This window comes from Kitasatospora sp. SC0581, from assembly GCF_048159585.1.
Taxonomy (GTDB): domain Bacteria; phylum Actinomycetota; class Actinomycetes; order Streptomycetales; family Streptomycetaceae; genus Kitasatospora.
Map to the genome: position 1 here is coordinate 76171 of NZ_JBLRWA010000026.1, position 26597 is coordinate 102767.

Sequence of the window (26597 nt, forward strand, 5' to 3'; positions counted from 1 at the left end):
TCGACCAGCCCGTGCCGTCAGTAGACCCGAGTAGAGGAAGCACCGTGATCCCGGTTTCGTACGCCCAACAGCGGCTCTGGCTGATCGACCAGATCGAGGGGCCGACCGCGCTGTACAACCTGCCGTTCGCCCTGCGCCTGCGCGGCGCGCTCGACACCGCCGCGCTGCGTGCCGCGACGGCGGACGTGGTCGCCCGGCACGAGGCCCTGCGCACGGTGTTCCCGGTGGCCGGGGGAGTCCCGGTGCAGCGGATCCTGCCGGCCGAGGAGGCGCGACCGCGCTTCCTGGCCGAGGACTGCGCACCGGCCGACTACCCGGCCCGCCGGGACGCCGCGGCCGCCGAGACCTTCGACCTGAGCCGCGAACTGCCCATCCGGGTCACGGTGTTCACCCTCTCCCCGACCGAGCACGTGCTGCTCGTGGTGCTCCACCACATCGCCGGCGACGGCTGGTCGCTCGGCCCGCTGCTGCGCGACCTCGCCGAGGCCTACCGGGCCCGGCTGGCCGGCGGCGCCCCCGACTGGGAGCCGCTGCCGATCCAGTACGCCGACTACGCGCTCTGGCAGCGCGACCTGCTCGGCGACGAGCACGACCCCGAGAGCCTGCTCGCCCGCCAACTCGCCCACTGGCGCGAGGCGTTGGCCGGGCTGCCGGAGGAACTGGAACTGCCGACGGACCGCCCCCGGCCGCCCGCCCCCACCGGCGCCGCCGACTCCGTCGACCTCGCCTGGGACGCCGGCCTGCACACCGCCCTGCTCGACCTCGCCCACACCCACCGCACCACCCTGTTCACCGTCCTCCAGGCCGGCCTGGCCGCCCTGTTCACCCGGCTCGGCGCCGGCACCGACATCCCGCTCGGCACCGGCCTCGCCGGACGCGCCGACGAGGCCCTGGACGACCTGGTCGGCTTCTTCGTCAACTCCCTGGTCCTGAGAGCGGACACCTCCGGCGACCCGGGCTTCGCCGAGCTGCTCGGCCGGGTCCGGGAGGCCCAGCTCGACGCCTTCGCCAACCAGGACCTCCCCTTCGAGCGCCTCGTCGAGGAGCTCAACCCGCCCCGCGCGCTCGGCCGCCACCCGCTGTTCCAGACCCTGCTGGTGCTCCAGAACCACGGCCAGGACGCCGAACTCGCCCTGCCCGGGCTGGAGTCCGCCCCCGAACCGATCGGCCTGCGGGTCGCCAAGTTCGACCTCAACATCGGCATCGCCGAACAGCACGGCCCCGACGGCGCCCCCGCCGGGCTCACCGGCTCGATCGAGTACGCCGCCGACCTCTACGACCGCGCCACCGTCGCCGCCCTCGCCGAGCGGCTCGGCCGGCTGCTGGCCGGCGCCGCCGCCGACCCCCACGCCCCCATCGGCACCCTGGAGCTGCTCGCCCCCGAGGAGCGCACCCGCGTCCTCACCGAGTGGAACGCCACCGACGCCCCCCGGTGGAGCGGCACCCTCGCCGAGTCCTTCGAGCGCCAGGCCGACCGCACCCCGCACGCCACCGCCCTCGTCCACGACGGCGGCACCCTCGACTACGCCGCACTCGACGCCCGCGCCAACCGGCTCGCCCACCACCTGACCGCCCTCGGCGTCGGCCCCGAGACCCCCGTCGCGATGCTGATGGAGCGCTCCGCCGACGTCGTCGTCGCCACCCTCGCCGTCCTCAAGGCCGGCGGCTGCTACGTCCCCATGCACCCCGGCCTGCCGCCCGAGCGGATGGCCGACGTGCTCGCCGACACCGGCGCCCCCGTGCTGCTCACCGACCGCGCCGACCCCGGCTTCCCGCACGGCGCCGCCGTGGTCCGCCCCGGCGACGAGGCCGGCGCCCCCGACCACCGCCCCGGCCTGCCCGTCCACCCGGACCGGCTCGCCTACGTGATGTACACCTCCGGCTCCACCGGCCGCCCCAAGGGCGTGGCCGTGCGCCACCGCGACGTCGTCGACCTCGCCGCCGACCGGCGCTGGCAGGACGGCCGCCACCAGCGCGTCCTGCTGCACTCCCCGCACGCCTTCGACGCCGCCACCTACGAGATCTGGACGCCCCTGCTGGCCGGCGGCACCGTCGTGGTCGCCCCGCCCGGCGCCCTCGACGCCACCGCCCTGCACGCCGTCACCGTCCGCCACGGCGTCACCGCCGTCTTCCTCACCAAGGCCCTGTTCGACCTCGTCGCCGAGCAGGCCCCGGAGACCTTCGCCGCCCTGCGCGTCGTCTGCACCGGCGGCGAGGCCGCCTCCGGCACCCTGCTGCGCCGCGTCCTGGACGCCTGCCCCGACCTGCTGCTCGCCCACGTCTACGGGCCCACCGAGACCACCACCTTCGCCACCCACCACCCGCTCGCCGCCGCCGACCTCGACGGCCCCCGGGTGCCGATCGGCGGCCCGCTGGACAACATGCGCGGCTACGTCCTGGACGCCCGGCTGCGCCCCGTGCCGCCCGGCGTCCCCGGCGAGCTGTACCTCGCCGGCGCCGGCCTGGCCCGCGGCTACCTCAACCGGCCCGGCCTGACCGCCGAACGCTTCGTCGCCTGCCCGTACCTGCCGGGCGAGCGGATGTACCGCACCGGGGACCTGGTCCGCCGGCGCGCCGACGGCGCCGTGGAGTTCCTCGGCCGGATCGACGGCCAGGTCAAGCTGCGCGGCTTCCGGATCGAGCTCGGCGAGATCGAGGCGGCGCTGTCCCGCCACCCCGCCGTCCGCCAGGTCATCGTGATCGCCCGCGAGGACCGCCCCGGCGACCTGCGGCTGGTCGCCTACTGCACCGCCGAGCCCGGGCTCACCCCGGACGGGCTGCGCTCCTTCGCCGGCACCGTGCTGCCCGGCTACATGGTCCCCGCCGCGGCCGTCCTGCTGGACGCCCTGCCGCTCAACGCCAACGGCAAGGTCGACCGGCGCGCCCTGCCCGCCCCCGACCTCGCCGCCGACGACACCGGGCGCGCCCCCCGCGACGAGCGCGAACGGGTGCTCTGCGAGCTCTACGGCGAACTCCTCGGCATCGACGACATCACCATCGACGACGACTTCTTCGCCCTCGGCGGCCACTCCCTGCTCGCCACCCGCCTGGTCGGCCGGGCGCGCACCGAACTCGGCGTCGAACTCGCCATCGGCGACCTCTTCCAGGCGCCCACCGTCGCCGGGCTCGCCGAGCGGATCGCCGAGCGCGCCGCCGGGGCCCCCGCCCAGGCCCGCCCGGCGCTGCGGCCCGCCGTCCGGCCCGAGCGGGTGCCGCTCTCCTTCGCCCAGCGCCGCCTCTGGTTCCTCGCCCAGGCCGAGGGCCCCACCGCCACCTACAACATCACCCTCGCGCTGCGGCTGCGCGGCCCGCTCGACCCCGCCGCCCTGGCGGACGCCCTCGGCGACACCGTCCGGCGGCACGAGGCGCTGCGCACCGTCTTCGCCGAGCACGACGGCACCCCGTACCAGCGCATCCTGGACGGGCCCGTGGCCCCGCTGCTCACCACCACCGACCGCCCGGTGGACGAACTCGCCCGGCACGGCTTCGACCTGGCCGCCGACCTGCCCGTGCACGCCTACCTGCGGCCCGAGGGCCCGGACGAGCACGTCCTGGTCCTGGTCCTGCACCACATCGCCGGGGACGGCGCCTCGCTCGGCCCGCTCTACCGCGACCTCACCGACGCCTACCGGGCCCGCCAGGGCGGCCACGCCCCCGACTGGGAACCGCTGCCCGTCCAGTACGCCGACCACGCGCTGTGGCAGCACGGACTGCTCGGCGACGAGGACGACCCGCAGAGCCTGGCCGCCCGCCAACTCGCCCACTGGCGGCAGGCGTTGACCGGGCTGCCGGAGGAGCTGGCACTGCCCGCGGACCGCCCCCGGCCGCCGGTCGCCAGCCACCGCGGCGCCGTCGTCCCGCTGGAGCTCGACGCGGACCTGCACGCCCGGCTCGCCGACCTCGCCGCCGAGCACGGCGCGACGCTCTTCATGGTCCTCCAGGCCGCCTACGCCACCCTGCTGCACCGGTTCGGCGCCGGCACCGACCTGCCGATCGGCACCCCGGTGGCCGGGCGCCTCGACGAGGCCGCCACCGACCTGGTCGGCTACTTCGCCAACACCCTGGTGCTGCGCACCGACCTCTCCGGCCGGCCGAGCTTCGCCGAACTGCTGCGCCGCGTCCGGGAGACCGACCTCGCCGCCTACGAGCACCAGGACACGCCGTTCGAGCGCCTGGTCGAGGAGTTCAACCCGGTCCGCTCGCTGGCCCGGCACCCGCTGTTCCAGGTGATGCTGACCTTCGCCGCCGCCGCCGAGGGCGGCCCCGCCTTCCCCGGCGTGACGGCCGCCGAGGAACCGGTGGAGTACGGCACCGCCAAGTTCGACCTCAAGCTGGCGCTGACCGAGCGCCACCGCGCCGACGGCACCCCGGACGGGCTCGCGGGCGGGCTGGAGTACGCCACCGACCTGTTCGACCCGGAGACCGCGCAGCGGCTGGCCGACGTACTGGCCCTGATCCTGCGGCAGGCCGCCGCCGACCCGGAGCTCAGCGTCGCCGCGGCCGGGCTGACGCCCGCGGGCGGAGCGGCCGAACTCCGCCACTCCGCAGGGCCGTTGGCATCCGAGGTGCCGCTGCTTCCGGCGGTGTTCGAGGAGCAGGCGGCGGCCACGCCGGAAGCGGTGGCGCTGGTGTGCGGTGACGAGGTGCTGACGTACCGGGAGTTGGACGCGCGGGCCTCCCGGCTCGCGGGCCGGCTGGTCGGTGCCGGGGTGACGCCGGGCGCGATGGTGGCGCTGGCGCTGCCGCGCTCGGTGGAGTCCGTGGTCGGGCTGCTCGCGGTGCTCAAGGCGGGCGGGGTGTACCTGCCGCTGGACGCCGAGTACCCGGCGGACCGCACCGCCTACACCCTGACGAACGCCGGGCCCGCGCTGGTGCTGACCGACGGCCGCTGGCCGCTGCCCGAACTGCTCGCCGAATTCCAGGTGTTGGACGTCACCGATGTTCCCGGACCGGTGGAGTTCACCAGGCCCGTCCTGGGCGGGTCGGACGCGGCGTACGTGATCCACACCTCCGGCTCCACCGGTCGCCCGAAGGGTGTGGTGGTCTCGCACGGGAGCATCGCCGCCCTGCTGGCGGGCCACCGCGCGACGCTGGTCGCGGACGCGGAGGCGGCGCACGGCAGACTGCGGGTCGCGTTGACGGCTTCGCTCTGCTTCGACGCCTCGATGGAGGTCGTGCTGTGGATGGTCGCCGGGCACGAACTGCACCTGATCGGTGACGAGGTGCGCCGGGACGCCCGGCAGCTGGTCCGCCACGTCCACGCGGTCGGGCTGGACGCGCTGCACGTCACTCCGTCGTACGCCGAGCAGTTGGTCGAGGAGGGGCTGCTGGAGGAGCCGGCGCCGAAGCTGCTGCTGCTCGGTGGCGAGGCGATCGGGCAGGGCCTGTGGACCAGGCTGTGCGCGGCTCCGCTGACCGCCGGCCACACCATGTACGGGCCGACCGAGTCGACCGTGCACGCCCTCACCCGTCCCTTCGACGGCGCGGACCGGCCGGTGCTCGGCCAGACCGTCGCCGGGACCACCGGGTACGTGCTGGACGAGCACCTGAACCAGGCGCCGGTCGGCGTCCCCGGGGAGCTCTACCTGGCCGGCGCCGGACTGGCCCGGGGGTACCTGGGCCAGTCCGCTCTCACGGCCGAGCGGTTCGTCGCCAGCCCGTTTGTGTCGGGTGAGCGGATGTACCGCACCGGGGACCTGGTGCGTCGTGCCCGGGACGGCGAGCTGGAGTACCTCGGCCGCACCGACAACCAGGTGAAGATCCGCGGCTTCCGGATCGAACCCGGCGAGATCGAGGCCGTGCTGGCCGGCCACCCGGCCGTGCGCCAGGCCGCCGTGCTGCCCGACGACAGCGGCCGGCGCCTGGTCGCCTACCTGGTCGCCGACGGCCCCCTCGACGCGGCCGCCCTGCGATCCTTCGCCGCCGAGTCGCTGCCCGGCTACATGGTCCCGGCCGCCTTCATGGAGCTCGACGCCCTGCCGCTGACCGCCAACGGCAAGCTGGACCGCGCCGCGCTCCCGGCCCCCGACTTCGCCGCGCTGGCCGGCGGCCGGGCCGCCCGCACCCCGCAGGAGGAGATCCTCTGCGGCCTGTTCCGCGAGGTGCTCGGCCTCGACGTGGTCGGCGCCGACGACGACTTCTTCGAGCTCGGCGGCCACTCGCTGCTCGCCATCCGGCTGCTCAGCCGGGTCCGCGCGACGCTGGGCGCGGAACTCGGCATCCGGGACGTCTTCGAGGCGCCGACACCGGCCGGGCTCGCCGCCTGCCTCGGATCGGGGGCGGAGCGTCTCGCGCTGACCGCCTACGTCGAGCGGCCGGAGCGCGTGCCGCTCTCCTTCGCCCAGCAGCGGCTCTGGCTGATCGACCGGATCGAGGGCCCGAGCGCCCTCTACAACTCGCCGCTGGCGCTGCGCCTGACCGGCGAGCTGGACCAGGCGGCGCTGGAACGCGCCCTCGGCGACCTGGTCGCCCGGCACGAGGTCCTGCGCACGCTGATGGTGGAGACCGACGGCGAACCGCACCAGCTGATCCTGCCGGTCGGGGCGGCTTCGGTGCCCTTCGAGGTCCGGGACTGCCCGGCCGACGAGGTCGGCGAGTCCGTCGACGCGGCCTCCCGCCGGCCCTTCGACCTGGCGGCCGAACTCCCGGTCCGTGCCCTGCTGTTGCGGGTCGATGCCGAGGAACACGTGCTGGTCCTGGTGCTGCACCACATCGCGAGCGACGGCTGGTCGACCCGCAAGCTGGTGCGCGACCTCGCCGCCGCCTACGCGGCGCGGACGGCCGGAACCGCGCCGCGACAGGCGCCGCTGCCCGTCCAGTACGCCGACTACGCGCTCTGGCAGCGCGACCTGCTCGGCGACGAGGCCGACGAGGAGAGTCTCTTCTCCCGCCAACTCGCCTACTGGAACGAGACCCTGGCCGGAATGCCGGAGGAACTCGCGCTTCCGGCGGACCGCCCCAGGAGCGCCGCCGCCAGCCACCAGGGCGACCGGGTGGCACAGCTGCTCGACGTCGAACTCCACCGTGCGCTGCGGACCCTGGCGCGCGAGCAGCGGGTGACGATGTTCATGGCCATCCAGGCCGCCTTCGCCGCCCTGCTCACCCGGCTCGGCGCGGGCACCGATGTGCCGATCGGCTCCGTGGTCGCCGGGCGCTCCGACGAGGCGCTGGACGAACTGGTCGGCTTCTTCGTCAACACCCTGGTGCTGCGCACCGACACCTCGGGCAACCCGAGCTTCACCGAGCTGCTGGCCAGGGTCCGGGAGACCGACCTCGGCGCCTACGCCCACCAGGACGTGCCGTTCGAGCGCCTGGTCGAGGAGCTCAACCCGACCCGCTCGCTGGCCCGGCACCCGCTCTTCCAGGTCGCGATGGTGCTCCAGAACAACGAGCAGGCCGACGCCTCCTCGGCCGGCCTGTGGAACGGGGTGCTGCCGGCCGCCACCGGGGTCGCCAAGTTCGACCTCAACGTGACCGCCCAGGAGCTCTTCGGCCCGGACGGTGAGCCCGCCGGGATCGACTTCGCGCTCGACTACGCGACGGACCTGTTCGACCAGGAGACGGCCGAGGCGATCGTCCGCCACTTCGCCGGCCTGCTGGCGGCGGCCGTCGAGCGGCCGGACACCCGGATCGGGGCACTGCCGCTGGTGAGCCCGGCGGAACTGGCCGAACTGCTGGGCGGTGCCACGCCGTTGGCTTCGGAGGTGCCGCTGCTTCCGGCGGTGTTCGAGGAGCAGGCGGTGGCCACGCCGGAGGCGGTGGCGCTGGTGTGCGGTGAGGAGGTGCTGACGTACCGGGAGTTGGACGCGCGGGCCTCGCGGCTTGCGGGTCGGTTGGTCGGTGCCGGGGTGACGCCTGGCGCGGTGGTGGCGATCGCCTTGCCGCGCTCGGTGGAGTCGGTGGTCGGGCTGCTCGCGGTGCTGAAGGCGGGCGGGGTGTACCTGCCGCTGGACGCCGAGTACCCGGCGGAGCGTACCGGGCACATCCTGGCGGACGCACTGCCCGCGCTGGTGCTGACGGACAGCCGCTGGCCGCTGCCCGACGTGCTGGCCGAGCTGCCGGTGTTGGACGTCACGGACGTTCCCGGTCCGGTGGAGTTCACCAGGCCTGTCCTGGCCGGGGCGGACGCGGCGTACGTGATCCACACGTCCGGCTCGACCGGTCGTCCGAAGGGTGTGGTGGTCTCGCACGGCAGCATCGCCGCCCTGCTGGCGGGCCATCGGGCGACGCTGGTCGCGGATGCGGAGGCGGCGCACGGTCGGCTGCGGGTGGCGTTGACGGCTTCGCTCTGCTTCGACGCCTCGATGGAGGTGGTGCTGTGGATGGTCGCCGGGCACGAGTTGCACCTGATCGGTGACGAGGTGCGCCGGGACGCCCGGCAGCTGGTCCGCCACGTCCGCGAGGTCGGGCTGGACGCGCTGCACGTGACTCCGTCGTACGCCGAGCAGCTGGTCGAGGAGGGGCTGCTGGAGGCGCCGGCGCCGAAGCTGCTGCTGCTCGGCGGTGAGGCGATCGGGCAGGGCCTGTGGAGCAGGCTGTGCGCGGCTCCGCTGACCTCTGGCCACACCATGTACGGGCCGACCGAGTCGACCGTGCACGCCCTCACCCGGCCGCTTGACGGCGTGGACCGGCCGGTGCTCGGCCGGGCTGTCGCGGGGACGGCCGGGTACGTGCTGGACGAGCACCTGAACCTGGTCCCGCGTGGGGTGGCGGGCGAGTTGTACCTGGCGGGTGCCGGACTGGCCCGCGGGTACCTGGGACGCGCCGCGCTGACGGCGGAGCGGTTCGTCGCCAGCCCGTTTGTGTCGGGTGAGCGGATGTACCGTACCGGTGACCTGGTGCGTCGTGCCCGTGACGGTGAGCTGGAGTACCTGGGCCGGACCGACGACCAGGTGAAGATCCGTGGCTTCCGGATCGAACTCGGTGAGATCGAGGCGGTGTTGGCGGCCCATCCGGCCGTCCGTCAGGCCGTGGTGACCGTTCGGGAGAGCGAGGACGGGGACCGTCGGCTGATCGCCTACTGCGCGGTGGCCGAGGATGCCGGCCCCGAGCTCGGTAGCGCGCTGCGCCGGTTCACCGCCGAGTCGCTGCCCGGCTACATGGTCCCGGCCGCCGTGGTGACGCTCGACGCCCTGCCGCTGACCGCCAACGGCAAGCTGGACCGGGCCGCGCTCCCGGCCCCCGACTTCGCCGCGCTGGCCGGCGGCCGGGCCGCCCGCACCCCGCAGGAGGAGATCCTGTGCGGCCTGTTCGCCGAGGTGCTCGGCCTGGACGTGGTCGGGGTGGAGGACGACTTCTTCGCGCTGGGCGGGCACTCACTGCTCGCGACCCGGCTGCTCAGCCGGGTGCGCTCGACGCTGGCCGCGGAGTTGGCCGTCCGGGACGTCTTCGAGGCGCCGACGCCGGCCGGGCTGGCCGCCCGCCTCGGTTCGGGGGCGGAGCGTCTCGCGCTGACCGCTCACGCCGAGCGGCCGGAGCGGGTGCCGTTGTCCTTCGCGCAGCAGCGCCTCTGGCTGATCGACCGGATGGAAGGGCCCAGTGCGGTGTACAACCTGCCGCTGGTGCTCCGCGTGGCGGGCGAGCTGGACACCGACGCCCTCGGCTCGGCCCTGGGCGACCTGGTCGCCCGGCACGAGGCCCTGCGCACGCTGGTGGTGGAGACCGACGGTGAACCGCAGCAGCTGATCCTGCCGGTCGGGGCGGCTTCGGTGCCCTTCGAGGTCCGGGACTGCCCGGCCGAGGAGGTCGGCGAGTCCGTCGACGCGGCCTCCCGCCGGTCCTTCGACCTGGCGGCCGAACTCCCGGTGCGCGCCCTGCTGTTGCGGGTCTCCGCGGAAGATCACGTGCTGGTCCTGGTGCTGCACCACATCGCCGGTGACGGGTGGTCGATGGGTCCGCTGCTGCGGGACCTCGCCGCCGCCTACGCGGCGCGGGCGGCGGGTACGGTGCCCGGGTGGGCGCCGCTGCCCGTCCAGTACGCCGACTACGCGCTCTGGCAGCGCGACCTGCTCGGCGACGAGGCCGACGAGGAGAGCCTCATCTCCCGCCAACTCGGCTACTGGAACGAGGCCCTGGCCGGAATGCCGGAGGAGCTGGCGCTGCCGGCGGACCGTCCGCGGGGTGCCGTCGCCAGCCACCAGGGTGGCCGGGTGGTGCTTCCTTTGGGTGCCGAACTGCACCGTGCGCTGGTGACGTTGGCGCGTGAGCAGCGGGTGACGATGTTCATGGCCGCGCAGGCGGCGCTTGCCGCCCTGCTGACCCGGCTCGGTGCCGGGACGGACATCCCGATCGGATCCGTGACGGCGGGGCGCTCGGACGAGGCGGTGGACCAGCTGGTCGGCTTCTTCGTCAACACGCTGGTGCTGCGGACCGACACCTCGGGCAACCCGAGCTTCACCGAGCTGTTGGCCCGGGTCCGGGAGACCCAGCTCGACGCCCATGCCCATCAGGACGTGCCGTTCGAGCGTCTGGTCGAGGAGCTCAACCCGACCCGCTCGCTGGCCCGGCACCCGCTCTTCCAGGTGATGCTGGTCCTTCAGGGCGGCGGTGACACGGCGCCGCTGGACGCGACCGGGCTGGACGTCTCGGTCGAGCCGTCCGGTCGCGCGGTCGCCAAGTTCGACCTGAGTGTCGGTATCGGTGAGTCCTTCGGTCCGGACGGCGCACCGGCCGGTCTGGAGTGCGTGGTCGACTTCGCGACGGACCTCTTCGACCGCGAGACGGTCGAGGCGATCGCCGTCCGGTTCGGCCGGCTGCTGGCCGCCGTCGCGGCCGGTCCGGACCTGCCGATCGGCAGGGCGGAGCTGCTGTCCTCGGCGGAGCGGGCCGAACTGCTGGGCGGTGCCACGCCGTTGGCTTCGGAGGTGCCGCTGCTTCCGGCGGTGTTCGAGGAGCAGGTGGCGGCCACGCCGGAGGCGGTGGCGCTGGTGTGCGGTGACGAGGTGCTGACGTACCGGGAGTTGGATGCGCGGGCCTCGCGGCTTGCGGGTCGGCTGGTCGGTGCCGGGGTGACGCCCGGTGCGGTGGTGGCGCTCGCCTTGCCGCGCTCGGTGGAGTCGGTGGTCGGGCTGCTCGCGGTGCTGAAGGCGGGCGGGGTGTACCTGCCGCTGGACGCCGGGTACCCGGCGGAGCGCACGGCCTACACCCTGGCGGACGCCGAGCCCGCTCTCGTGCTGACCGACGACCGGTGGCCGCTGCCCGAACTGCTGGCAGAACTCCCGGTGTTGGATGTCACGGACGTGCCCGGATCGGCGCAGGGGCCCCTGATCGCTCTGGGCGCAGCGGACGCGGCGTACGTGATCTACACCTCCGGCTCGACCGGCCGCCCGAAGGGTGTGGTGGTCTCGCACGGCAGTCTCGCCGCTCTGCTGGCCGGCCATCGGGCGGGCATGACGGCGGGGGAGGAGAACCGGAAGTTCGCGCTGACGGCCTCGCTCTGCTTCGACGCCTCCTGGGAGGGCCTGCTGTGGATGGTGGTCGGGCATGAGCTGCACCTGATCGACGACGAGGTCCGCCGGGACGCCGGGCAACTGGTCCGCCATGTGCGCGAGTCGGCGATCGACGTGGTGAACGCCACGCCGTCCTTCCTGGTCCAACTGGTCGAGGAGGGCCTGCTGGAGGCGCCGGCGCCGAGCGTCGTGCTGGTGGGTGGTGAGGCCGTCGGCCAGGCACTGTGGACGCGGCTGCGGGAGACCCCGCGGCTGCGGGCGTACAACCTGTACGGCCCGACGGAGTCCACCGTGGAGGCCCTGGAGCAGCCGCTCGACGGTTCGGACCGCCCGGTGCTCGGCCGGGCCGTCGCCGGGACCGTCGGGTACGTGCTGGACGAGCACCTGAACCCGGCGCCGGTCGGCATCCCCGGGGAGCTGTACCTGGCCGGTGCCGGCCTGGCCCGCGGGTACCTCGGCCGCGCCGCGCTCACGGCGGAGCGGTTCGTCGCCAGCCCGTTCGTCGCGGGTGAGCGGATGTACCGCACCGGGGACCTGGTGCGTCGTGCCCGTGATGGTGAGTTGGAGTACCTGGGCCGGACCGACGACCAGGTGAAGATCCGTGGCTTCCGGATCGAACTCGGTGAGATCGAGGCGGTGTTGGCGGCCCATCCGGCTGTCCGTCAGGCCGTGGTGACCGTTCGGGAGAGCGAGGACGGGGACCGTCGGCTGATCGCCTACTGCGCGGTGGCCGAGGATGCCGGCCCCGAGCTCGGTAGCGCGCTGCGCCGGTTCACCGCCGAGTCGCTGCCCGGCTACATGGTCCCGGCCGCCGTGGTGACGCTCGATGCCCTGCCGCTGACCGGCAGCGGCAAGGTCGACCACCGTGCCCTGCCCGAACCCGACCTGGCAGCATTCGCGCCGGCCGGTGGCCGGGCGGCCCGTACGCCGCAGGAGGAGATCCTGTGCGGTCTGTTCGCGGAGGTGCTCGGCCTGGACGCGGTCGGGGTGGAGGACGACTTCTTCGCGCTGGGCGGGCACTCGTTGCTCGCGACCCGGCTGCTCAGCCGGGTCCGCTCGACGCTGGCCGCGGAGCTGGCGGTCCGGGACGTCTTCGAGGCGCCGACGCCGGCCGGGTTGGCGGCCCGCCTGGGTTCGGGGGCGGAGCGTCTCGCGCTGACCGCTCACACCGAGCGGCCGGAGCGGGTGCCGCTGTCCTTCGCGCAGCAGCGGCTCTGGCTGATCGACCGGATGGAGGGGCCGAGTGCGGTGTACAACCTGCCGCTGGTGCTCCGTGTGACGGGTGAGCTGGACGCCGACGCCCTCGGTTCGGCCCTGGGCGACCTGGTCGCCCGGCACGAGGTCCTGCGCACGCTGATCGAGGAGGAGGACGGCACCCCGTACCAGCGCGTCCTGCCGGCCTGGGCGGCCCGGGTGCCCGTCGAGCTGCTGCCCGAGGGCACCGCGCCGGAGGCCTGCACCGGGCGCCCGTTCGACCTGGCCGCCGACCTGCCGATCCGGGCCCACCTGATCCCGGCCGGGCAGGCCGAGTACCTGCTGGTCCTGGTGCTGCACCACATCGCCGGTGACGGGTGGTCGATGGGTCCGCTGCTGCGGGACCTTGCCGCCGCCTACGCGGCGCGGACGGCGGGCACCGTGCCCGGGTGGGCGCCGCTGCCCGTCCAGTACGCCGACTACGCGCTCTGGCAGCGCGAGCTGCTCGACGAAGCGGACCAGGACGGCCCGATGGCACGCCAACTCGGCTACTGGCGCGAGGCGCTGGCCGATCTTCCGGAGGAGCTGGCGCTGCCGGCGGACCGTCCGCGGGGTGCCGTGGCCAGCCACCGGGGTGACCGGGTGGTGCTTCCGCTGGGTGCCGAACTGCACCGTGCGCTGGTGACGTTGGCGCGTGAGCAGCGGGTGACGATGTTCATGGCCGCGCAGGCGGCGCTTGCCGCTCTGCTGACCCGGCTCGGTGCCGGGACGGACATCCCGATCGGTTCGGTGACGGCGGGGCGTTCGGACGAGGCGGTGGACCAGCTGGTCGGCTTCTTCGTCAACACCCTGGTGTTGCGCACGGACACCTCGGGCAATCCGAGTTTCACCGAGCTGCTGGCCCGGGTCCGGGAGACCCAGCTCGATGCGCATGCCCATCAGGACGTGCCGTTCGAGCGCCTGGTCGAGGAGCTCAACCCGGCCCGTTCGCTGGCCCGGCATCCGCTGTTCCAGGTGATGCTGGTCCTTCAGGGCGGTGGCGACACGGCGCCGCTGGACGCGGCCGGGCTGGACGTCTCCGTGGAATCATCCGGTCGTGCGGTCGCCAAGTTCGACCTGAGTGTCGGCATCGGTGAGTCCTTCGGTCCGGACGGCGCGCCGGCCGGTCTGGAGTGCGTGGTCGACTTCGCGACGGACCTCTTCGACCGGGAGACGGCCGAGGCGATGGTCCGCCACTTCGCCGGCCTGCTGACGGCGGCTGTCGAGCGGCCGGACACCCGGATCGGGGCACTGCCGTTGGTGAGTCCGGAGGAGCGGGCCGAACTGCTCGGTGCTGCGCGGCCGTTGGCTTCGGAGGTGCCGTTGCTTCCGGCGGTGTTCGAGGAGCAGGTGGCGGCCACGCCGGAGGCGGTGGCGCTGGTGTGCGGCGAAGAGGTGTTGACGTACCGGGAGTTGGACGCGCGGGCCTCCCGGCTCGCGGGCCGGCTGGTCGGTGCGGGGGTGACGCCGGGTGCGGTGGTGGCGTTGGCGCTTCCGCGTTCGGTGGAGTCGGTGGTCGGGCTGCTCGCGGTGCTGAAGGCGGGTGGGGTGTACCTGCCGCTGGACGCCGGGTATCCGGCGGAGCGCACGGCCTACACCCTGGCGGACGCCGAGCCCGCGCTGGTGCTGACCGACGACCGGTGGCCGCTGCCCGAACTGCTGGCAGAACTCCCGGTGTTGGACGTCACGGACGCGCCCGGACCGGCGGACTTCACCAGGCCCGTCCTGGACGGGGCGGACGCTGCCTACGTGATCTACACCTCCGGCTCGACCGGCCGCCCGAAGGGTGTGGTGGTCTCGCACGGGAGCCTCGCCGCTCTGCTGGCCGGCCACCGGGCGGGCATGATGGCGGGGGAGGAGAACCGGAAGTTCGCGCTGACGGCCTCGCTCTGCTTCGACGCCTCCTGGGAGGGCCTGCTGTGGATGGTGGTCGGGCATGAACTGCACCTGATCGACGACGACCTGCGCCTCGACGCGGCCGCGCTGGTCCGCCACCTCGGTTCGCACGGCATCGACGTGGTGAACGCCACCCCGTCCTTCGTGGCCCAACTCGTCGAGGAGGGACTGCTGGAGGCGCCGGCGCCGAGCGTCGTGCTGGTGGGCGGCGAGGCCGTCGGCCAGGCACTGTGGACGCAACTGCGGGAGACCCTGCGGCTGCGGGCGTACAACCTGTACGGCCCGACGGAGTCCACCGTGGAGGCCCTGGAGCAGCCGCTCGACGGCTCGGACCGCCCGGTGCTCGGCCGGGCTGTCGCCGGGACCGTCGGGTACGTGCTGGACGAGCACCTGAACCCGGTCCCGGTCGGCATCCCGGGGGAGCTGTACCTGGCGGGCGCCGGACTGGCCCGGGGGTACCTGGGACGCGCCGCGCTCACGGCGGAGCGGTTCGTCGCCAGCCCGTTCGTCGCGGGTGAGCGGATGTACCGCACCGGGGACCTGGTGCGCCGGGCCCGGGACGGTGAGCTGGAGTACCTCGGCCGTACCGACGACCAGGTGAAGATCCGCGGCTTCCGGATCGAACTCGGTGAGATCGAGCAGGCGTTGACGACTCACCCCGAGGTCGCCGCGGCCGTCGTCCGGCCGGACGACAGTGGCACCCGGCTGGTCGCCTACCTGGTCACCGACCGCCCGCTCGACCCGGCCGGCCTGCGGGCCTTCACCGCCGAGCGGCTGCCCGCCCACATGGTGCCCGCCGCCTTCGTCGCGCTGCCCACCCTGCCACTGACCGGCAGCGGGAAGGTCGACCACCGCGCCCTGCCCGCACCGGAGTTCGCCGCCCACCCGGCCGGCCGCCCGGCCCGCACCCCGCGCGAGCAGCTGCTCTGCACCCTGTTCGCCGAAACCCTCGGCCTGGAGCGCGTCGGCATCGACGACGACTTCTTCGATCTGGGCGGGCACTCCCTGCTCGCCATGAAACTGCTCTCGCGCGTCCGCACCGCCCTCGGTGTCGATCTCGGCATGCGGGCGCTGTTCGAGGCGCCCACGGTGGCCGGGCTGGACGGCCGGCTCGACCAGGGCCCGGCGGCCGACGCCCTGGACGTGCTGCTGCCCCTGCGCACCGGCGGCGACCGGCCCCCGCTGTTCTGCGTCCACCCGGCGGCCGGCATCAGCTGGGTCTACTCCGGGCTGCTGCGCCACCTCGACCCGGGGCAGCCGGTGTACGGCCTCCAGGCCCGCGGCCTGCGCGGCGGGGCGCCGGCCAGCGTCGCCGAGATCGCCGAGGACTACGTACGGCAGATCCGCGCCGTCCACCCGTCCGGCCCGTACCACCTGCTGGGCTGGTCCTTCGGTGCGGTAGTCGCCCAGGAGATGGCCGTCCGGCTCCAGGCCGAGGGCGCGCCGGTCGGGCTGCTGGCCCTGCTGGACGGCGGCCCGGCGGTCCGCACCGATGCCGCCCCGCCGTCCGAACCCGCCGACACGGTGGACGAGTTGCTGCGCTCGCTGGGCTACGACCCGGCGGACGGCAGCGGCCAGGCCGATCTGGCGGCGGTGCTCGGCGAGGCCGCGCACGTCCTGCCCGAGGTGTTCGACCGGCACCGCAAACTGATGGCCGAACACCAGCCCCAGCACTACCGGGGCGATGCCGTCTTCTTCGGCGCCACCCTCGGCAAGCCGGCCGACTGGCCGTACGAGGAGGCCTGGCGGCCTCACCTGGACGGGCTGATCGAGGGCCACCGGCTGCCGTTCGGCCACGGCGACCTGGCCCGGCCGGAGCCGCTCGCCCGGATCGCCGCCGTCCTCGCCGACAAGCTGCGGCCCGAGAGCGCCGGCACCACCGGCAACGCAGGCACCACCTACAGCGCACGCACCACCGGCAACGCACGCACCACCGGCAACGCAGGCACCACCTACAGCGCACGCACCACCGACAGCGCCGGCACCACCGACAGCGCCGAGAAGTCCCAGAACACCGAGAAGTCCGGAGCGTGAGCCGCGATGACCACCACCGTCCCGATCGAGTCACCGGCACCGCCGGACCGGCCGCGCAGCAGGTGGGGCCTGTGGGCCCACGGGGACTTCCGCCGGCTCTGGATCGGTGAGACCACCAGCAACTTCGGCACGGCCGTCGGGAGCGTGGCGCTGTCCCTGGTGGCCGTGGTCACCCTGGGCGCCAGCCCCCTCGCGGTGGGCGTGATCAACGCGGCCGCCTGGCTGCCCTGGCTGTTCCTCGGCCTGCTGGCCGGCGCCTGGGTGGACCGCTGGCCCCGGCTGCGGGTGATGCTGGTCTGCGACCTGCTGCTGCTCCTCCTCTTCGGCAGCGTGCCGGTGGCCAGTTGGCTGGGGGTGCTGTCGCTGGCCCACCTGGTGGTGGTGGCCCTGCTGACCGGGGCGGTGAAGGTGTTCTTCTCCACCGCCTACGGCGCGGTGCTGCCCACCCTGGTCGGCAAGGCCGACCTGCTGGAGGCCAACGTCAAGCTGCGCTCCGGCGCCTCGGCGGCCGAGATCGCCGGCCCGGGCGCGGCCGGTCTGCTCTCCCAGGCGTTCGGCGCCGCCAGCGGGATGTTCGCGGACTCGCTCACCTACCTGGTGTCGGCGGTGTTCCTGCGGCGGATCAGGACGGAGGAGCGCCCCCCGCCGGTGTCCGAGCGGCGCGGCATCCCGCGCGAGATCGGCGAGGGCGTCCGGTTCCTGCTGCGCGACCCGTACCTGCGGACGTTCGCCTGCTTCGCGGCGGTCGGCAACCTGGGGCTGAACGGCATCCAGGCGGTGCAGACGGTCTTCCTGGTGCGCAGTGTGGGGCTCGAACCGGGCGCGGTGGGCGGGGTGTTCGCGCTGGTGAGCGTCGGCGGACTGGCCGGCGCGATGCTGGCCGGACGGGTCGCCCGCAAGCTGGGCAGCGCGCGTGGGCTGCTGGTCTGCGAACTGGTGGTCGCGCCCTTCATCCTGCTGCTGCCGCTGGCGGGCGACCGGCTGCCGCTGGTGGTCAGCGCGCTCGCCTGGGCGGTCGCGGTCTGCGGGGTGGTGGCGGGCAACGTCCTCGCCGGCAGCTTCTCCCAGGGCTACTGCCCGCCCGCGATGATCGGCCGGATCCGGGCCAGCTCCGCGACCCTCAACTACAGCGCGATCCCGGTGGGCGCCCTGCTCGGCGGCTACCTCGGCGAGGCGATCGGCGCCCGCAGCACGATCTGGCTGATGGCGGGCGTGCTGCTGTCGGCGGGCGCGGTGCTGCTGGCCAGCCCGCTGCGCGGCCTGCGCGACTTCCCGACCCGGCCGCCGGCCCCCACCGCCTGACCGGCCCCCGCCCGTATCGCTCGCACCGCCCGTACTGCCCGTACTGCCTGTGCCGCCGTACCGCCCCTGCCGCCCGTACCCGACTTCCGAGGAGCTTCCGATGGCCCGCACCGCCCGCCCGCGCCACTACCTGATGTGCCGTCCGACCCACTTCGACGTCACCTACGCGATCAACCCCTGGATGGACCCGGCGAAGCCGGTGGACACCGACCTGGCCGTCGCCCAGTGGGAGCGGCTGCACGCCCTGTACGGCGAGCTCGGCCACCGCGTCGACCTGATCGACCCGCTGCCCGGCCTGCCCGACATGGTCTACGCGGCCAACGGCGCCACCGTGGTGGACGGCAGGGTGCTCGGGGCGCGCTTCCGCAACACCGAGCGGGCCGCCGAGGGCCCGGCCTACCTGGAGTGGTTCCGCGCCCGGGGCTTCGAGACCCGCGACCCGGAGTACGTCAACGAGGGCGAGGGGGACCTGCTGACGACCGCGAGCTACGTGCTGGCCGGGCGGGGCTTCCGCAGCGTGGCCGACGGACACGCGGAGGCGCAGGAGTTCTTCGGCCGCCCGGTGGTCGGCCTGGAGCTGGTCGACCCGCGCTTCTACCACCTGGACACCGCGCTCGCCGTGCTGGACGGCGACGAGATCATGTACAACCCGGAGGCCTTCTCGGCCGGCAGCCGTGCGGTGCTGCGGCGGCTGTTCCCGGACGCGCTGCTGGCGGACCGGGCCGACGCGGAGGTGTTCGGCCTCAACGCGATCAGCGACGGCCTGCACGTGGTGCTGCCGGAGGCGGCCGTGGGACTGGCCTCGCGACTGCGCGAGCGCGGCTTCCGGCCGATCGGGATGGACCTCAGCGAGCTTCTCAAGGGCGGCGGCAGCGTGAAGTGCTGCACCTTGGAGATCCGCGCGACGGCCTGAGCGGGTGGCCTGAGCGGGCGGCCCACCGAGCACCGGTGATCATTGGTGATCACCGGTGCTCGACTGTAGATCGACCGTTGAACGCTCCCGGCCAGACTGGTGCCACACCACGACGGAACCCCTTCCCAGCAGGGAAGCGAGCCGAGGAGTACCAGAGATGACGCAGCGTCCGGCCACCACCATCCGCACCCGCCTCCGGCTGTTCACGGTCGGCCTCGGGGTGACCGTCGCCCTGGGCGCCGGCCTCTCGGTGACGGTCGCCGGGGCGGCGGCCGACGCCGGGGTGGCGACGGTGGTGAGCGGCGGCGGCGCGACGCCGACGCCCACCCCGACCCCCACCCCGACCGGCGGCAACGGCGACTGGAACAGCACCGGCTCCTGAGCACACCGGTTCCTGCGCACCAGTTCCTGAACGCACCGGAACCGCCAGCAGGATCGATTCCTCAGCAGCCCGAGGAGAGCCGGTCGGCGGCCCGCCGGACCGCCCGGCCCGACGGGGTCGACGGATCCGGACCCTCGGCCCGGGGCAGCAGCCCCGCCACCTCCGCCGCCTCCGGCAGCCCCAGCCGGACGAAGATCCGGTGCGCCTCCCGCAGCCGCCCGTACGCCTCGGCCTCCCGCCCGAGGTCGGCCAGCGTCCGGCCCAGCACCAGCAGCGCGTGGCCCTGGTCCCGCTCGGCACCCAGCTCCTCGCACAGCTCCAGCGCCTGCCCGGCGTGCTCCAGCGCCTCCTCCGTCCGGCCGAGCGAGCGCAGACTGTCCGCCATCCGGTAGCGGGCGTGCCCGGCCCGGGCCCGCAGACCGGACGCCGAGGCCACCGCCAGGCACTCGCCGAACCAGGTGACCGCCTCCTCGTGCCGCCCCAGCCCGTGCAGCGCCAGCCCCAGCACGTACAGCGTGTACGCCCGGCCCGGATCGTCGTTCCGGGTCCGCAGCTCGGCCAGCGCCTCGTGGCAGATCGGCACCGCCTCGGCGGCCCGCCCGCTGCGCACCCGGGCCAGCGCCGCGTTCACCGTCGTCACCAGCGCCCCGGAGCGGTGGCCGAGTTCGCGGGCCAGCAGCAGCGCCTCGTCGTAGTGCCCGACGGCCTCGTCGTAGCGGCTGAGGAACTGGCAGACCAGGCCGAGGTCGTTCAGCGCCTGGCGCAGGATCACCGTGTCGCCCGCCGCGCGGGAGGCGGCCACCGCCAGCCGGGAGGCCGCCTCCGCCTCCTCCAGCCGGGTGGCGGCCAGGGCGACGTTGCCGCGCAGGAAGTGCGCACGACCAGCTGCCCGGTGGTCGGCGCGGTGGACCGCGGCGGCGGCCAGGGCCTCCGCGGTGGTGGCCAGCTGGCGGCTGGGCGGGGCGAGGACGAAGGGCGTGAGCGCGATCAGCAGGTCGATCGCGGCGCGCAGCGGGGCCGTGGTCGGTCCGTCGGCGGGGTCCGGTGCCGGGCCGTCGGAAGGCTCGCCGCTCGGGCCGTCGGCGTCGTCCGCGACGCTCCAGCCCGCCACCTGCGCGGCCAGCGCGATCGCCCCGGAACCCTCCGCCTCGGCCCAGGCCCGCGCCCCGTCCGGCCCGTCCAGCGGGACGCCCGCGCTACGGGCCGGCCCGAGCGCGCCGGCCGCCGGATCCCCGGGAACGGCGTGCTGGAAGGCCGAGCAGGCGGTGGCCAGCAGGTGGTCCAGCATCCGGTCGCGGGCCGCCACGGCCGCGCCGGGATCGTCCGGACGGCGCCGGGCGAACGCGCGCAGCAGGTCGTGGAAGCGGTAGCGGCCGGGGAAGGGCGACTCCATCATCGCCACGTCCACCAGGGCCTCCAGCAGGTCCTCGGCGTCGTACTCGTCCAGGTCCAGCAGGGCGGCCGCGGCCTGCAGCCCGAGGTCCGGCCCGTCCACCGAGGCGGCCAGCCGGAACGCCCGGGCCTGGGCGGGCGTCAACTGGCGGTAGCTCAGTTCGAAGGCCGCCGCCACCTCCAGGTCGCCGATCCGCAGCTCGTCGATCCGCCGCCGCTCGACCGCCAGCCGGCGGCCCAGCGTCTGCACCGTCCAGCTCGGCCGGGCCGCCAGCCGGGCCGCCACGATCCGGACCGCGAGCGGGAGGTGGCCGCAGACGAGCAGCAGCTCCCGGGCGGCCTGCGCCTCGGCGGCCAGCCGCTCGGCGCCGATGGTGCGGCCCAGCAGCTCCAGCGCCTCCTCGGGTTCGAAGACGCCGAGGTCGGCCTGGACGGTCGCGGGCAGGCCGGACAGCCGGGTCCGGCTGGTGGTGAGCACGGCACAGCCGACCGCACCCGGCAGCAGCGGTCTGATCTGCGCGGTGTCGTGGACGTTGTCGAGCACCAGCAGCAGCCGCCGGCCGTCCACCGCCGAGCGGAACAGCGCCGAGCGGGCGTCCAGACCCTCCGGCACCGCGTCGGCCGGCACGCCGAGCGCCACCAGGAAGCCGCTGAGCACCGCCTCCGGATCGGCCGGGGTGGCGTCAGCGCCGCGCAGGTCGACGTAGAGCTGACCGTCCGGGTAGGCCTCGCGGACCCGGTGGGCGACGTGCAGGGCCAGCGCGGTCTTGCCGACCCCGCCCATGCCGACCACGGTCGCGATCACCAGCGCCTGCTGGCCCGGTGCGCCGGGGTTTCTGTCGGGCGCCCCTCCGTGCGCCCCGCCGAGAGCCTTGCCCAGCCGTTCGACCAGGACCGATCGGCCGGTGAAGTCGGCTGCGTCGGGCGGCAGTTGGGCCGGTCTGGGGGTCGGTGTGCTGCTCCCGGCCGGGGCGGTGTTCCCGGCCGGTGCGGCGGCGGGAGCGTTCGGCGCCGCCGGTCCGGTGGGCGGGTCCGGCGCCTCGGCCCCGGGTGCGGGCGGCTCCGCCGGACCGGCGGCGGCCGGGCCCGGGACGAGCGCGACGGGGACGAGCGCGACGGAGGGTGCCGGGGCGGCGAGCGACGGGTCCCCCTCCAGGATCCGCTGGTGCAGCAGGTCCAGCTCCGCCCCGGGCGCCACCCCCAGTTCGGCCAGGAACAGCTGACGCGCGCCCCGGAACACGGCCAGCGCGTCCGCCTGCCGCCCGGCCTGGTACAGCGCCCGCATCAGCAGCCCGTACGCCCGCTCGTGCAGCGGGTGCTCGGTGGTCAGCGAGGTCAGCTCCGGGATGCACCGGGAGTAGCGCCCCAGCGCCAGGTCCAGGGCGATCCGCTCCTCCAGCAGGGTCAGCCGCAGCTCCTGGAGCCGCTGGCGCTGCCGCTGCGCGAACGGCCCGGGGATGCCGGCCAGCGGCTCGCCCTGCCACAGCTCCAGGGCCTGGTTCAGCAGGTCGCGCGCCTGCTGCGGCTCCCCGGCGGCCGCCGTGCGCTCGGCCTGCGCCGCCAGCTCCTCCGCCTGCGCCGCGTCCACCGCGTGCTTGGGCAGCACCAGCCGGTAGCCGTCCCCGACCGAGGTCAGCACGGTCGGCGCGTCCGGCGCCTCGCCGTGCAGGACCTTGCGCCACCGCCAGGCGTAGGTGCGCACCGTCGTCATCGCGGTGCCCGGCGGCTCCTCGCCCCACAGGGCGTCGATCAGGTCGGTGGCGCTCGCGCCGTGGCCGGGCCGGAGCAGCAGCACCGCCAGCATCGCCTGCTGCTGGGGGCTGCCCACCTTCAGTACGGTCGCGCCGCGCTGCGCCCGCATCAAGCCCAGCACCGAGAACCGGAAATCATCCATTCCTGCACCTGCCCGCTTCATGTGCTCGCCCCCGCCCGCACGTGCCACCCCCGAATTGGTGAGTCCCTATCAACCCACGGGACCTGGCGGGATGTCGAGAGATCGTCGACCCGGTGGTGATCCGGTGTTGATCGGCCGTCGCCACAATCGGTGATGTGGCGCCCGCAGTCGGCCCGGCCCCTCACCGCCGGACCCGCCACGTCCCCGGTCGCCCGGCCGCCGACCGGCGACCCCCACGGCTCTCGGAGGCGGACGCCCATGAACACGGACCGGAACAGCGACCTGAGCACCGGCCGGAAAGCGGATCCGAACGCGGAACCGAGTACGGCGTCGAGCACGGACCTGAGCACCGACCGGGCCACGGACCGGCAGGGCGGACTGGACACCGACCTGCTCCACCGCCTGCTCGACGTCGACCCGGCCTGCGGACCCGTCGAACTGCTCCACCGCGCCCGCGGCGAGCGCCACCTCCCGTACCTGGTGCTCGCCGCGCTCGCCCGGGAGGACGTCCGGATGGGCGCGCACGCCCGGGACGAGCTGCGGCGCGCCCGCGACCGGGTCGAGTGTTACGCCCGGGTCGCCCGTGACCTCGCCGACGCCACCGGGGTCCGCCCGATCCGCGACCTGCCACTGGCCGGCTACTACCCGCCCGACCTGCCCCGGCCGCTGGCCGAGCTCAGCCTCGTCAGCCCCACCGAGGCCTCGCTCTGGCAGGCCGTCAACCGGCTGGTCACCGACCACCCGGTGGAGTCCGTGGAGGTCACCCTGCTCGGCGAGCGCCCCCGGCACACCGCCGTCACCCTGCGCTGGCCGGCCGGGGACCCGCTGCTCGACCCGTGGTACCAGGTGCGGGTCGCGACCGCCGCGCTCCCCGGCGACCTCGCCACCGTCCCGGTCCGCCCCTACCTGGCCGCCGACGACCACGTCGAATGCCTGATCGCCCTCGCCGAGGAGGGGCTCGGGCGCACCTTCCTCGCGGGCGACGTGATCGACGTGGCCCGGCTCGCCGGGCAGCCCTTCGAGCCCGTCGAGACCGCCGCGGTGGTCGCCGCCTACCGGCTCGCCCCGGAGGCCGCCGCCCTCCTCGACCTCGCCGCCGAGCACGTGCCGCTCGGCGCCCTGCGGGACGTCCGCACCGTCCTGGAGGCCGAGGTCGCCCCCGAACTCCGCCGCCGGACCTCTGCCGGCACCCCGCCGTGCCACGGCACCTCGCCGCGCCACGGCACGCTGCTGCGCCGCACCGTCATCCGGCACCAGTGGGACGAGGCGCTGCTGCTCCCGGCCGGCGACGCCACCCTGCTGCTCACTCCGGTCGCCGACTACCTGCTCGGCCCCGAGGGCACCCGGCCGACGGACCGCGAGCGCACCGCCGCCCTCGCCGCCCTGCACGCCTGGGACGCGACCCTCCCCGGCAGCCCGGACGGGGCCCCGTGCACCGGCCTGTCGGGGCCGCGCCACCGCTGAGCCGGCCCCGCGGGGCGTGGCCGAGGGCGGGGGGACTTGCCGACCCGCCCCGGATGTCTTGTATCGTTCCTGGCGAATCATCCAGAGGGGTGGAGGGACCGGCCCTACGAAGCCCCGGCAACTCCCCGTTCGACCCGGCGTCCGAAGTACGCGCCGTGTTGGCGGGGGCAGTGCCAACTCCGGCCTGTCGCCACTGTGGCGCGGGAAAGATGAGGAGACACGGTGCTCTCTGTGCTGTCCTTCGCCCGGGCGCTTCCCGCCCCGGTCCTTTCGCGTACCCGTCTCGTGCCCGGCGCAGGCAATCGGCCGACTTCTCCGGCCTGTCCTCGCTGACCACACCCCCCGGCTCCCCGCCAGGAGCCGCCGTGAGCAGCGCGGACCCGCTGCTCCCGGGCCTTGAGACTGGAGTACCCATCCCATGGAGAACACGAGCGGCGTCGGCGTGCTCGACAAGGTCACCTCGATCCTCGGCACCCTGGAGGCCGGGCCCGCCACCCTGGGCGGCCTCGTCGCCGCCACCGGCATGGCGCGGCCCACCGCCCACCGGCTGGCCGTCGCACTCGAACACCACCGCCTGGTCAGCCGGGACGTCCAGGGCCGGTTCATGCTCGGCCCCCGCCTCGGCGAGCTCTCGGCGGCCGCCGGCGAGGACCGGCTGCTGGCCGCGGCCGGTTCGGTCCTCGCCCAGCTGCGGGACGCCACCGGCGAGAGCGCCCAGCTCTACCGGCGGCAGGGCGAGGTCCGGATCTGCGTGGCCGCCGCCGAGCGGCTCACCGGGCTGCGCGACACCGTTCCGGTGGGGGTCACCCTCCCCATGAAGGTCGGCTCCGCCGCCCAGATCCTGCTCGCCTGGGAGGAGCCCGAGCGCCTCCACCGCGGCCTGCAGGGGGCCCGCTTCACCGCCACCGCGCTGAGCGGCGTGCGGCGCCGCGGCTGGGCCCAGTCCGTCGGCGAGCGCGAGGTCGGGGTCGCCTCCGTGGCCGCGCCCGTCCGCGGCCAGTCCAACCGGGTGGTGGCCGCCGTCACGGTCTCCGGGCCGATCGAACGGCTCAGCCGCCACCCCGGTGCCCAGCTCTCCCAGGCCGTCGTCGAGGCGGCCCACCGGCTCACCGAGGCCCTGCGCCAGCCCTGACGGGGGCTCCGAGGCTCTCGGATTCCGAGGTTCCGGGGTTCCCTGGTTACGGGTTCCGAACCTCGGGTTCCGAACCTCGGGTTCCGAGACTCCGGGCTCCGGGGCGCACCTCCGCGCGCCCCGGGGCCCGGTTCCGGCCCGTACCGGTCCCGGGTCCGGCTTGGCTCGGGCCCGGTTCCGACCGGCTCAGGCCCGGTGCGGCAGGCCGGTGAGGCTGGGGCGGGGGATCCGGCTGATCACCGCGCCGATCAGTGTGCCGATCGACACCCCGAAGACCGCCGAGACGGCCGCCAGCAGCGACTGCGCCCCGTTCCCGACCTCGATCTGCGCGGTGTTCAGCAGACCGAAGGAGCCCGGCACGACGATCCAGAACGCCGGGAGGTAGAGCACCTGCCAGAGCGGACCGCCCGGCAGCCAGTGCACCAGGGTGGCCGCGACCGCGGCGGCCACGGCACCGGCCAGGCCGCCGATCGCCGCGCCGTGCACCGACCCCACCGCCACCTGGGCGGTGACGCTCACCGCGATCACCGCGACGATCCACGGGATGGCCGAGGGCGGGGTGTGGACGTTGACCACCACCCCGGCCACCGCGATCGCCAGCCCCAGCGCGATCACCCACCAGCTCGGCTTGGCCACCTGCACGTTGGCCAGCGCGGTGGACGGCATGCCGATCGCGGTCGCGGCCGCGGCCACCCCGGCGAGGAACAGCGTCAGCTGCACGGCGCCGGAGACCAGCCGGGCGGTGCCCGCGTTGGCCGCGCCGGCGGCGATCTCGGACAGCCCGGTGACCAGCAGCCCGCCCGGCAGCAGGATCGCCAGGGTGGCCACGATCGTCCGCAGCGGCCCGTCCAGCAGCGAGGCCCGCGCGAGCGCCAGGACCAGCAGCGCGACCAGGAAGCCGGCCGTGACGGGCAGCAGCGGCCGCAGGTGCGGCCGCCGCCGGGCGAGCACGGTCAGGCCCACCACGATCAGCGAGCCGAGCCCGGCGGCCAGCACGTTCGCCACCACCGGCTGCAGGAAGATGCAGACCCCGACCCCGACCGGCAGCGCCCCGAAGTCCGCCACCCACGCGGGCCAGCGGGCGGGCGCCCGCCGGATCCGGTCCAGCTCGGCGCGCGCCCGGGGCCCGTCGAGTTCGCCCGCCCGCAGCCGGTGCACCAGGTCGAGGACGTCGGCCGTCTGCTCGAACCGCAGGGTGCCGCCGAGCGGCTGGAACCTGGTGGCGCCGTCCGGGTCCAGGGCCACGAACAGCCCGTTGGTCAGCACGGCGACCTGGACCTCCGGGGCGCCCAACGCCCGCCCCAGTCCACGGAGTTCGTCCTCGACCTCATGGACGGGCAGGCCGCCGCCCAGCAGGGCTTCGCCCAGGTCGAGCAGGAGACGGCAGAGCGGGTCGGGCGGGGCGTCGGCGTCCCGGACCGATGGAGACTTGCTAGGCATGGCAGGTATCGTCCCACCCTGCCCGATTCGGTCTGAATCTGCCCCGGTCTGTTCGCTTCCCGAGCGCC

Annotated in this window: 8 protein-coding genes and 1 riboswitch; of the genes, 6 read left to right on the forward strand and 2 right to left on the reverse strand. The window is 74.9% G+C overall.

Features of this window, described 5'->3' with window-relative positions; genetic code table 11:
- Positions 1-44 precede the first annotated feature (44 nt).
- From ACLWS4_RS29270 to ACLWS4_RS29285, 4 genes are all read left to right on the forward strand, one after another.
- A complete protein-coding gene (locus ACLWS4_RS29270; RefSeq protein ID WP_416875700.1) occupies positions 45-16610 on the forward strand; it encodes a non-ribosomal peptide synthase/polyketide synthase in 16566 nt (5521 codons plus the stop codon).
- 6 nt (positions 16611-16616) lie between these two features.
- Complete coding sequence (locus ACLWS4_RS29275; protein WP_049650866.1) at positions 16617-17912, forward strand: MFS transporter; 1296 nt, start codon at positions 16617-16619, stop codon at positions 17910-17912.
- Positions 17913-18012: 100 nt separating this feature from the next.
- On the forward strand, positions 18013-18825 hold the full coding sequence (gene ddaH / locus ACLWS4_RS29280; RefSeq protein WP_049650865.1) for a dimethylargininase: 813 nt from the start codon (positions 18013-18015) through the stop codon (positions 18823-18825).
- A gap of 157 nt (positions 18826-18982) precedes the next feature.
- The gene (locus tag ACLWS4_RS29285; protein ID WP_117486792.1) at positions 18983-19207 is read left to right on the forward strand and encodes a hypothetical protein; all 225 of its coding nucleotides are present in this window, start codon (positions 18983-18985) and stop codon (positions 19205-19207) included.
- Positions 19208-19268: 61 nt separating this feature from the next.
- Here the strand turns inward: ACLWS4_RS29285 and ACLWS4_RS29290 are convergent, their stop codons facing one another.
- Positions 19269-22493, reverse strand: coding sequence for an AfsR/SARP family transcriptional regulator (locus ACLWS4_RS29290; protein WP_416875701.1), 3225 nt, complete (start codon positions 22491-22493; stop codon positions 19269-19271).
- A 258-nt stretch (positions 22494-22751) separates the two neighbouring features.
- On the opposite strand from ACLWS4_RS29290, the gene ACLWS4_RS29295 reads away from it, so the two are divergent.
- Both ACLWS4_RS29295 and ACLWS4_RS29300 read left to right on the forward strand, forming a co-directional pair.
- Positions 22752-23957 carry a hypothetical protein gene (locus ACLWS4_RS29295; RefSeq protein WP_416875702.1) on the forward strand — a complete coding sequence of 402 codons (1206 nt, stop codon included), beginning with the start codon at positions 22752-22754 and terminating at the stop codon, positions 23955-23957.
- A 74-nt stretch (positions 23958-24031) separates the two neighbouring features.
- A riboswitch (SAM riboswitch) is annotated at positions 24032-24173 on the forward strand.
- A 202-nt stretch (positions 24174-24375) separates the two neighbouring features.
- Complete coding sequence (locus tag ACLWS4_RS29300) at positions 24376-25089, forward strand: IclR family transcriptional regulator (RefSeq protein ID WP_049657219.1); 714 nt, start codon at positions 24376-24378, stop codon at positions 25087-25089.
- A 186-nt stretch (positions 25090-25275) separates the two neighbouring features.
- On the opposite strand, the gene ACLWS4_RS29305 is transcribed toward ACLWS4_RS29300, so the two are convergent.
- A complete protein-coding gene (locus tag ACLWS4_RS29305) occupies positions 25276-26529 on the reverse strand; it encodes a threonine/serine exporter family protein (RefSeq protein ID WP_416875703.1) in 1254 nt (417 codons plus the stop codon).
- Positions 26530-26597 lie beyond the last annotated feature (68 nt).

Bases quoted from the DNA above. Each gene is read 5' to 3' on its own strand.
- ACLWS4_RS29275 (WP_049650866.1), top strand. From the start codon at position 16,617: ATGACCACCACCGTCCCGATCGAGTCACCGGCACCGCCGGACCGGCCG.
- ddaH (WP_049650865.1), top strand. From the start codon at position 18,013: ATGGCCCGCACCGCCCGCCCGCGCCACTACCTGATGTGCCGTCCGACC.
- ACLWS4_RS29285 (WP_117486792.1), top strand. From the start codon at position 18,983: ATGACGCAGCGTCCGGCCACCACCATCCGCACCCGCCTCCGGCTGTTC.
- ACLWS4_RS29290 (WP_416875701.1), bottom strand. From the start codon at position 22,493: ATGGATGATTTCCGGTTCTCGGTGCTGGGCTTGATGCGGGCGCAGCGC.
- ACLWS4_RS29295 (WP_416875702.1), top strand. From the start codon at position 22,752: ATGAACACGGACCGGAACAGCGACCTGAGCACCGGCCGGAAAGCGGAT.
- ACLWS4_RS29300 (WP_049657219.1), top strand. From the start codon at position 24,376: ATGGAGAACACGAGCGGCGTCGGCGTGCTCGACAAGGTCACCTCGATC.
- ACLWS4_RS29305 (WP_416875703.1), bottom strand. From the start codon at position 26,529: ATGCCTAGCAAGTCTCCATCGGTCCGGGACGCCGACGCCCCGCCCGAC.